General features: G+C 64.9%; 7 protein-coding genes and 3 pseudogenes. 2 read left to right on the plus strand and 8 right to left on the minus strand.

Annotated elements, in window-relative coordinates; genetic code table 11:
• Window positions 1–3 precede the first annotated feature (3 nt).
• A complete protein-coding gene (locus ACP7AU_RS08290) occupies window positions 4–294 on the plus strand; it encodes a YciI family protein (RefSeq protein ID WP_426051095.1) in 291 nt (96 codons plus the stop codon).
• Here the strand turns inward: ACP7AU_RS08290 and ACP7AU_RS08295 are convergent, their stop codons facing one another.
• From ACP7AU_RS08295 to ACP7AU_RS08325, 7 genes and pseudogenes are all read right to left on the minus strand, one after another.
• Complete coding sequence (locus tag ACP7AU_RS08295) at window positions 295–1,170, minus strand: NAD-dependent epimerase/dehydratase family protein (protein ID WP_426051096.1); 876 nt, start codon at window positions 1,168–1,170, stop codon at window positions 295–297. It abuts the gene before it with no gap.
• A complete protein-coding gene (locus ACP7AU_RS08300; RefSeq protein WP_426051097.1) occupies window positions 1,170–1,850 on the minus strand; it encodes an RraA family protein in 681 nt (226 codons plus the stop codon). The genes ACP7AU_RS08295 and ACP7AU_RS08300 overlap by 1 nt, the downstream gene beginning before the upstream one ends.
• 5 nt (window positions 1,851–1,855) lie before the next feature.
• Window positions 1,856–3,058, minus strand: coding sequence for an enolase C-terminal domain-like protein (locus ACP7AU_RS08305; RefSeq protein WP_426051098.1), 1,203 nt, complete (start codon window positions 3,056–3,058; stop codon window positions 1,856–1,858).
• A complete protein-coding gene (locus ACP7AU_RS08310; RefSeq protein WP_426051099.1) occupies window positions 3,055–3,783 on the minus strand; it encodes a FadR/GntR family transcriptional regulator in 729 nt (242 codons plus the stop codon). Before ACP7AU_RS08310 ends, ACP7AU_RS08305 begins: the two co-directional genes overlap by 4 nt.
• Window positions 3,783–5,051 carry a spinster family MFS transporter gene (locus ACP7AU_RS08315; protein ID WP_426051100.1) on the minus strand — a complete coding sequence of 423 codons (1,269 nt, stop codon included), beginning with the start codon at window positions 5,049–5,051 and terminating at the stop codon, window positions 3,783–3,785. Before ACP7AU_RS08315 ends, ACP7AU_RS08310 begins: the two co-directional genes overlap by 1 nt.
• A 283-nt stretch (window positions 5,052–5,334) precedes the next feature.
• Window positions 5,335–6,207, minus strand: a complete 873-nt coding sequence (locus ACP7AU_RS08320) for a tyrosine-type recombinase/integrase (protein WP_426051102.1) — start codon at window positions 6,205–6,207, stop codon at window positions 5,335–5,337.
• Between the two features lie 36 nt (window positions 6,208–6,243).
• Window positions 6,244–6,485: pseudogene (locus ACP7AU_RS08325) on the minus strand (Arm DNA-binding domain-containing protein); the annotation flags it as partial.
• Window positions 6,486–6,775: 290 nt separating this feature from the next.
• Here ACP7AU_RS08325 and ACP7AU_RS08330 point away from each other — a divergent pair.
• Window positions 6,776–6,961: pseudogene (locus ACP7AU_RS08330) on the plus strand (DUF6538 domain-containing protein); the annotation flags it as partial.
• A 237-nt stretch (window positions 6,962–7,198) separates the two neighbouring features.
• Here the strand turns inward: ACP7AU_RS08330 and ACP7AU_RS08335 are convergent.
• Window positions 7,199–7,318: pseudogene (locus ACP7AU_RS08335) on the minus strand (IS5/IS1182 family transposase); the annotation flags it as partial.

Below are 7,318 nucleotides of genomic sequence, written 5' to 3' on the forward strand. Positions count from 1 at the left end.
CGAATGCAGTTTCTGATCATCGGCCGTGACGGCACGGACGCCGAAGCTCCGGCCCGTCGGCAAGCGACGCGGCCGGCGCATATCAAGGGGCTCAACGTCCGAAACGCAGCTGGCAAGATCGTCAAGGTCGGCGCGCTGCTGGACGAGGCGGGCAACCCGGTCGGTTCGGCCATGACCGGCGAGTTCGCCGACCGGGCGGGGGCCGACGCCCATGTGGCGAGCGAGCCCTATACGAAGACAGAAGTCTGGGCGACGACCGAGGTTACGCCGCTGCGCCCGCTGAGCTTTGACTAATCAGATTGCCTGACCGCGATCCTCGATGCCTGACGGTGTCCATCGATAGCGGTTGACGAAGCCCAGTTCGGACTGGGCGCGGGCGGGGGAGAAGATGGCGGCGCGGCCATAGATGTTGGCCGCGTCGCGGTCGGGATACCACTGGCGAACCAACGCTCCGGCGTCCTCGTCGGCGAAGACGTCGTCGGCGGCGATGTTGAAGACGCGGAAGCCACGCACCGGAGCCGCGAGGGCCATCACTACGCTCCGGCCCGCGTCGCGCGCATCGACATAGGCCCACTGGCTCTTGGCACCCTGCTTCGGATTGTCGAGACGTCGACGAGTGTTCGTCTCGAACTCCGACGGATCCCAGATGACGGGAAAGCGCAGGGCGGCGATGTCGGCGCCGTCGCGGCGGGCGGCCATCTCGAACAGGATCTCGGTCGCCTGTTTGGAGGCTCCGTAGATTTCTTCGGGCGCGCAGGGGTGGTCCTCGTTGACGGGCAAGCAGACCGGCGAACGGACGACCGGCGCCCAGGCGAGGCCCAGCGCGCTCTGGCTGGAGGCGAGGACGATGCGCTTCACCCCGTTGGCCTGGGCCGCCGCGACCGCGGCATTGGCGAGCTGGAGGTTGGCCTCGAAGGTGACGAAGGCGGTGTCGCGCGTCGGGTCGGGGATGGCGGCCAGATGCACAAGGGCGTCGTGGCCGGCCAGCGCCGCGCCCAGCACATAGGGATCGCCGGCGTCGTCGATCAGGACACGGTCGGCGGCGCGATCGGCGGGGGCGGTCAGGTCGATGCCGGTGGTCAGCCAGCCGGCTTCGCGCAGCGCCTCGACGACGAAGCGACCCAGGCGACCGGAAGAGCCGGTGACAAGCACGCGTCCGGGGGCGGCCATCAGAAGCGCCCGTGCTTCTTGTAGAGGTCGATCAGCTTGCCGCCCTGGCCGATCGCAACGCGGATGTCGTCCTCCGTGGATTTGACCGTCTCGGCCTTCTCCAGGATCTCCAGCGTCAGGTCGCGCGGGATGACCACGACGCCGTCCTGATCGCCGAAGATGTAGTCGCCAGGATGGACGCGGACGCCGCCGACGGTGATCGGGGTCTGGTGATCGATGACGGTGAAACGGCCCACGGCGTCGGCCGGGCTGCGGAAGCGGTGGAAGATGGGAAAGCCGATCGCCTTGATCAGGGCGGTGTCGCGAATGCCGCCGTCGACGATGGCGCCGACACAGCCCATGCGCTGGGCGCCCGCGCTCCACAGCTCGCCCCAGACGCCGGTGTGGGTCTCGCCCGAGGTGTCATAGACGGCGACGACGTGCGGCTCGAAGCTGTCGATCACGCGCGGACCCATCCGCGTCGAGGTGTCGAGGTTGCCATCCGGCGCGCCGAGGATGGTGAAGGCGGGACCCGTGATCTTCGTGTCCGCATCAAGTGCGACGAGGCCCGGATCCATGAACTGATGGCGCAAGCCGTAGTGGTCCAGCACGTCGCAGACGGCGGGAGTGTAAAGGGCCTCGAACCGCGCGGCGATGGCGGCCCAGTCGAGGTTGGCGTGGAGGCTGGAAACAGCGGTCATCGGTCTCACCAGGCGGGCATGGACGGATACCAGCCGGGGCGGGCGGTATCGGCCAGGGCGGGGTTCATGAAGCGGTCGGTTCCGGCGCCCGAGGCGGCGACGGCGCGGTATTTTTCAACTTTGGCCTCGTCGATCTCGACGCCGAGGCCGGGGCCGTCGGGCTGAGTCAGACGCCCGTCTTTCGGAACGATCTTGCCGCCGACAATGATGTCATCGACTAGGTGCATGTTCATGCAGTCGATGGCCGAGCCCAGGTGCGGCATGGCCGCGGCGGTGTGGATAATGGCCGCGTTGCCGACGCCCAGTTCGGCCGAGGAGTGGGCGCTTACGCCGACGCCGGCGGCGTGGCACATCTTGTCGACCACGATCGTATTGCGCGGCCCACCCCAGTACCACAGGTCGGTCAAGACGACGTCGATGGCCTTGGCCGCGATGGCGGGGTGGAACTCCTCGAATTGGGTCACACACATGTTGGTGGCGAGCGGGGTGCGCAGGTGGTCGCGGACGCGCGCCATCGCCGCTTGGCCCCAGACGGGGTCCTCCAGATACTCGAGGTCGAACGCCTCCAGCTTCTTGCCGGCGCTGACGGCGGTCGTCGGCGACCAGCAGCCCTGGGGGTCGATGCGGAGTTTCGCGTGCGGGAAGGCGTCGCGCAGGGCGGCGATACATTCGATGTCGACCTCGGGCGAATAGTAGCCGCCCTTCAACTTGAAACTCTCGAAGCCGAACTCGGAAGCTTGCGCCTTGGCGAAAGCGACGACGTCGTCGGCATTGGCGATCTGGCCTTCGCCGGCCGCATTGGCGTGGCGGAAGAAGATGTAGGAGGCGACAGGAACGGAGGCGTGCGACTTGCCGCCGAGCAGGCGATAGACCGGCTCGCCGATGGCCTTCCCCTGGGCGTCGAGGCAGGCGATCTCGAACGCGCCCATGATCGGTTCGGGTTTGACGAACGGATAGTAGTTCCAGTGCTTGATGCGCCGGGCGATGTAGTTGGTCTCCCAGACCGACACGCCCCGGAACAGCTGGCGCCATGGCTCCAGCATGGCCGGGGTGTAGCGGCTGGCAATCTCGCCCCAGCCGACGATGCCGCTCTCGGTGGTGATCTTGATCAGGGTGCGGCTGTAGTTCGCCAGCGAGCCGTAACAGGTCAAGATCGGCGCCTGGATCGGCAGCGACAGCGGGATGAATTCGATCTCTTCGATCTTCATTGAGCGTCGTCCTGGGTGTCGCCGAAGTAGCGGTTCATCGCGGCGTCGAGCAGCGATTGCATGAGGGCGCGGGCCAGGTCGGCGTCGCGATCGCGCAGCGCGTCGAGGACAGCGCGGCGCCGCGCGTTGACCTCCAGCCGATGCTGGCGCGTGGCGACGCGGCCGCGAATAATACGCCAGCTCTCCGAGGCGCGCAGGTCCCAGAGCTCCTTCACGAGATCGGCCAGGATCCGGTTGCCGGAGAAGGCCGCCAGCTGGACGTGGAAGGTGTAGTCCGAGGCGTCGGCGAGCTCTCCGCGATTGAAGGCCTTTTCAGAGCGATCGACGGCGTCGCGCAGCAGGGCCAGTTCGGCGGGCTTAATCTGACGCGCGGCCATGGCGGCGAGAGCCGGTTCGAGGGTGTGGCGGGCCTGGAACTGTTCCAGCACGCCCGGTTCGTCGCCCTTGAGCACGGCGACGCGGCCGGCAGGCGGATCGGTGATGAAGGTGCCGTCACCGGTGCGGACCTCGATCAGGCCGGCGCCTTCGAGCGCGATCATGGCCTCGCGCACAGAAGGACGGCTGACGGCGAACAGGGTCGCCATGTCGCGTTCGGACGGCAGGCGGTCGCCGGCCTTCAGCCCGCCGGAGCGGATGTAGGCTTTGATCTGCTCGGCGATCTGTTGATAGAGGCGCGTCGTCTGGATGGCGCGGAAGCCGACGGGTTCTGTCTTCGGGGCGGGCATCAGGCGGCTCCTGCTTTGCGTTGACCCAGCCGCCACGAGAGGATCAACAAACCGGCGGCCGGAATCAGGAAGGCGATGATCACCAGCAACGCGCGGTGCAGGCCCCCGGCGAGGCCGTACTCGGCCTGAAAGTGGCTGGAGAGACCGCCGGCCAACGTCGGGCCGATGGCCAGGCCGATCAGGTTCATCATCATGAACAGGACGGCGGTCGCCATGGCGCGGGAACCCTCCGGCGCCCTGTTCTGGAACAGGGCGAAGATGGGCCCAGACGACATCGAGTAGAGGATGGTTGGGACCAGCAGGACCATCGCCGACAGGATGGCGTCATCGATCGACAGGGCCAGCCAGTACAACGGCGCGGCCAGCAGATAGCCGATGGCCGGGATGTCGACGTAAGCCGAGGGCCAGCGCGGGGCGAAACGGTGGACGAGGGCGCCGCCCAGTGCCGTGCCGACGCCGGTCGCGCCGCCGAGCACGATGGCGGCGAACCACGACACCTGAAGTGGCGAGAGGTCGTACTGGCGGATGAAATAGGCCGGGCCCCAGAGGACCGAGCAGTAGCTAACCATGGTCCCCATGCCGACACCGATGCTAGCGACCAGCAGGGTCGGCTGGCCGAGGATGCCGCGGATCAGGCGGAACATCTGGGGCATGGAGAAGCGCGGCTTCGAGCGGTCGACGACGCGGCGATCCTTGACGGTCAGGAAGATGACGATGGCCAGGACCACGCCCGGCAGGCCGGCGGCGTAGAAGGCGACGCGCCAGCCGAACTCCTGGGCGATCCAAGCACCGCCGATGACGCCGAGCGCGGTGCCTAGCGGTGCGCCCAGACCCCACAAGCTGAGCGCGCGGGCGCGCTCGTGCGGGGCGAAGATGTCGGAGAGCAACGACTGCGATCCCGGAGAGCCGCCGGCCTCGCCCAGACCGACGCCGAACCGCGCCGCCAGCAGGCTCCAAGCATTCCAGGCCAGGCCGCAGCAGGCGGTCATGATGCTCCAGAAGCCGAGCGCGATGGCGACGACGCGGGCGCGGTTGGCGTTTTCTGTGACGGTCGCGACAAACAGGCTGAGGGTGCAGTAAATCAGGGCGAACCCGACCCCGACGATGATGCCCAGCTGCCAGTCGGCGAGATGAAACTCATGCCGGATCGGCTCCAGCAAGATGCCCATGATCTGCCGGTCGAGGAAGTTCATCGTGTAGGCCAGCATGAGCAGGACCAGCACGTACCAGCGGTAAGACTTGGCGGTCGATTCGGCCCGGACTGACATGGTGACGCTTTCTCGTCCCGCCGTTGTTCGGCGTGTGACGCGCGGACTCATAGGCAACGATGGTCGGGTGGTCTAGTGGCCTTACCAGTAAATTTGGGCAGTTCGAGCGGGAGGCCGCCTCCCGACTGATATTGAACGTTGTTCACTCGACACACGCCGCGTCCTAGAGGATGCGCCGAATGTCTTGTTTGCGACTGAAAGCCAATGTCTGCACTTGCCGTCCAGCGGACTGAGGCTGGACCTTAATGGCGAAGGCTCAGACGAGGCCGAATCCACGAGTCCCTCAGGCGTTTGGCCTGCAATAGGTCCCCCAGTCTCCCATCAGAACGCGGCGCTTCTCGAACGCATCCCCACGGCGGTATGCCAACTCGGCTGAGTTCCCCACGGTGTGAGCAAGCGCAGCTTCGGCAACTTCGCGCGGCGTGTTGTTGATCTCTCCGGCCCAGTCTCTGAAGCTGCTGCGGAATCCGTGGACGGTAACCTCGATCCCTGTGCGCCGCAGGATCATGTCCATCGCCATGTTGGAAAGCGGCTTATCAATGCCACGGCCTGGAAAGACCGGGCCGCGCCGAGCGGCGAGTCTTGCAAGAACAGCTAGGGCGGGTTTGGAAAGAGGGACTCTGTGTTCTTTGCCTGCCTTCATCCTGACGGCTGGGATCGTCCAAGTCGCCTTTCCGAGATCGATCTCGTCCCAGTCGGCCTTCAACGTTTCGCTCGTCCGAGCGGCTGTGAGGATGGTGAACTCTAGCGCTCTCGCGGCGGTGGATGTGTGATCCTGGAGCTGTACTAAGAATGAGGACACACCAGCAAAAGGCATCGCCGCGTGGTGGCCCCTGCTGAGACATTGGCGGGCTGGAAGAATGTGCTCCAGGTGCCCGGTCCATGCGGCCGGATTGTCCCCGGATCGGTGACCGCTCACTTTCGCGATACTGAGCACTGTTTCGATATACCCGCGCAGGACACCAGCGCTTGACGGATGGCTTTCCCAAAGGGACCGAAGAACGGCAAGCACATCGTCTGTTTGGATCCGATCAACTCGCAACTCTCGCAAGGCATGCGCGTAACCGCCATCTCCTATCGCGCGCTTCCATCGAGCGATCGACTTGTCTGATCGAACCGTTCCTTTTCGATCCTCGATGAATGTATCGGCGAGCACGCCAAAGGTAGGCGTCTCACGTCGGGCTCGCCGATTAGCAACGGGGTCGATGCCGTCCGCGAGGCTTTCTCTGACGGCCTGTGCCCGCTCCCTCGCGCGGGCCAAACCGACGGCTGGTGGGGCACCTAGCCCATCTCGCGCCGCTTTCCTTCCAGACTAAAAATGTAAACCCAAGACCTCGCATTCACGCTCTGAACGCGCAGATAGAGACCCGCTCCATCCGCATAGATCCCCGGCTTTCTTTGGCTGGTCACCACCTTGGCAGACAGCCGGTGCATCGTACGTGTCAAGCGAACCTCACGACCCCGTTCATAACTCCGTTCATAAGAAAGACGCTGGATTAGAGCGTACGTCCACGAACGTGGTCAGCTTATCACGGAATCACAAGTATCGGAAGTTAAACAACTTTTGGACAATCTCGGACGCTGGGGGACATCGGCGTACATGGCTCACGCTCATGTCGGGTGCGCCAACTTTTCGGATTACCCAATCCGATCAACGGCTGGTCTGAAACCGCCGCCCCCTGTTTCGCCCAGGTGCGACACACAACTGCGACACAGGCCGTCTGATGGCCGGTGGCAGACCAACCCATCTCGCCCGTCGGGGCGCGATCTACCTCGTCAGATTTCGGCTGCCAGTCGATCTCGCGGCCCGACTTCGCATGGTGGAGTTCCGAAGATCGCTTCAAACTGCCGATCCCGCACTTGCACGAAGACGATGCGCTGCTGCGACGGTATGGTTTGAAATGCAGATGCACCGGTGCAGAGCGATGCAAATGCTGACGCGAAAAGACATCGAACAGGCCGCCCAAAACTTCTTCGCCCACCTTGCTGAGGCAGACAGGCTTAGGCCCCGAGGGTTTGATCCCGAGCGATTGGAAGAGGCCGCCGGGTACGAGATCGAGATGTCTCGCATCGCCATCGAGATGATCGACGACGAGCTCCGCAACAACACCTTTGCCGGGGATACGCAGCTGACCGCCGAGCAAATGCTAGGTGGTGTGGACAAAGTGTCTGATCCACAGTCGGATGGATGCGACGACGACGAAGCCGAGGAAGCTGTCGGCGGTCTTGTCGTATCGGGTAGCCAGTCGTCGGCTGTGTTTGAGCTT

Source organism: Brevundimonas sp. SL161, assembly GCF_049896985.1.
Classification (GTDB): domain Bacteria; phylum Pseudomonadota; class Alphaproteobacteria; order Caulobacterales; family Caulobacteraceae; genus Brevundimonas.

Excerpts from the sequence above, each read along its gene's own strand:
- ACP7AU_RS08300 (WP_426051097.1), bottom strand. The coding sequence starts at position 1,850 with ATGACCGCTGTTTCCAGCCTCCACGCCAACCTCGACTGGGCCGCCATC.
- ACP7AU_RS08290 (WP_426051095.1), top strand. The coding sequence starts at position 4 with ATGCAGTTTCTGATCATCGGCCGTGACGGCACGGACGCCGAAGCTCCG.
- ACP7AU_RS08295 (WP_426051096.1), bottom strand. The coding sequence starts at position 1,170 with ATGGCCGCCCCCGGACGCGTGCTTGTCACCGGCTCTTCCGGTCGCCTG.
- ACP7AU_RS08305 (WP_426051098.1), bottom strand. The coding sequence starts at position 3,058 with ATGAAGATCGAAGAGATCGAATTCATCCCGCTGTCGCTGCCGATCCAG.
- ACP7AU_RS08315 (WP_426051100.1), bottom strand. The coding sequence starts at position 5,051 with ATGTCAGTCCGGGCCGAATCGACCGCCAAGTCTTACCGCTGGTACGTG.
- ACP7AU_RS08310 (WP_426051099.1), bottom strand. The coding sequence starts at position 3,783 with ATGCCCGCCCCGAAGACAGAACCCGTCGGCTTCCGCGCCATCCAGACG.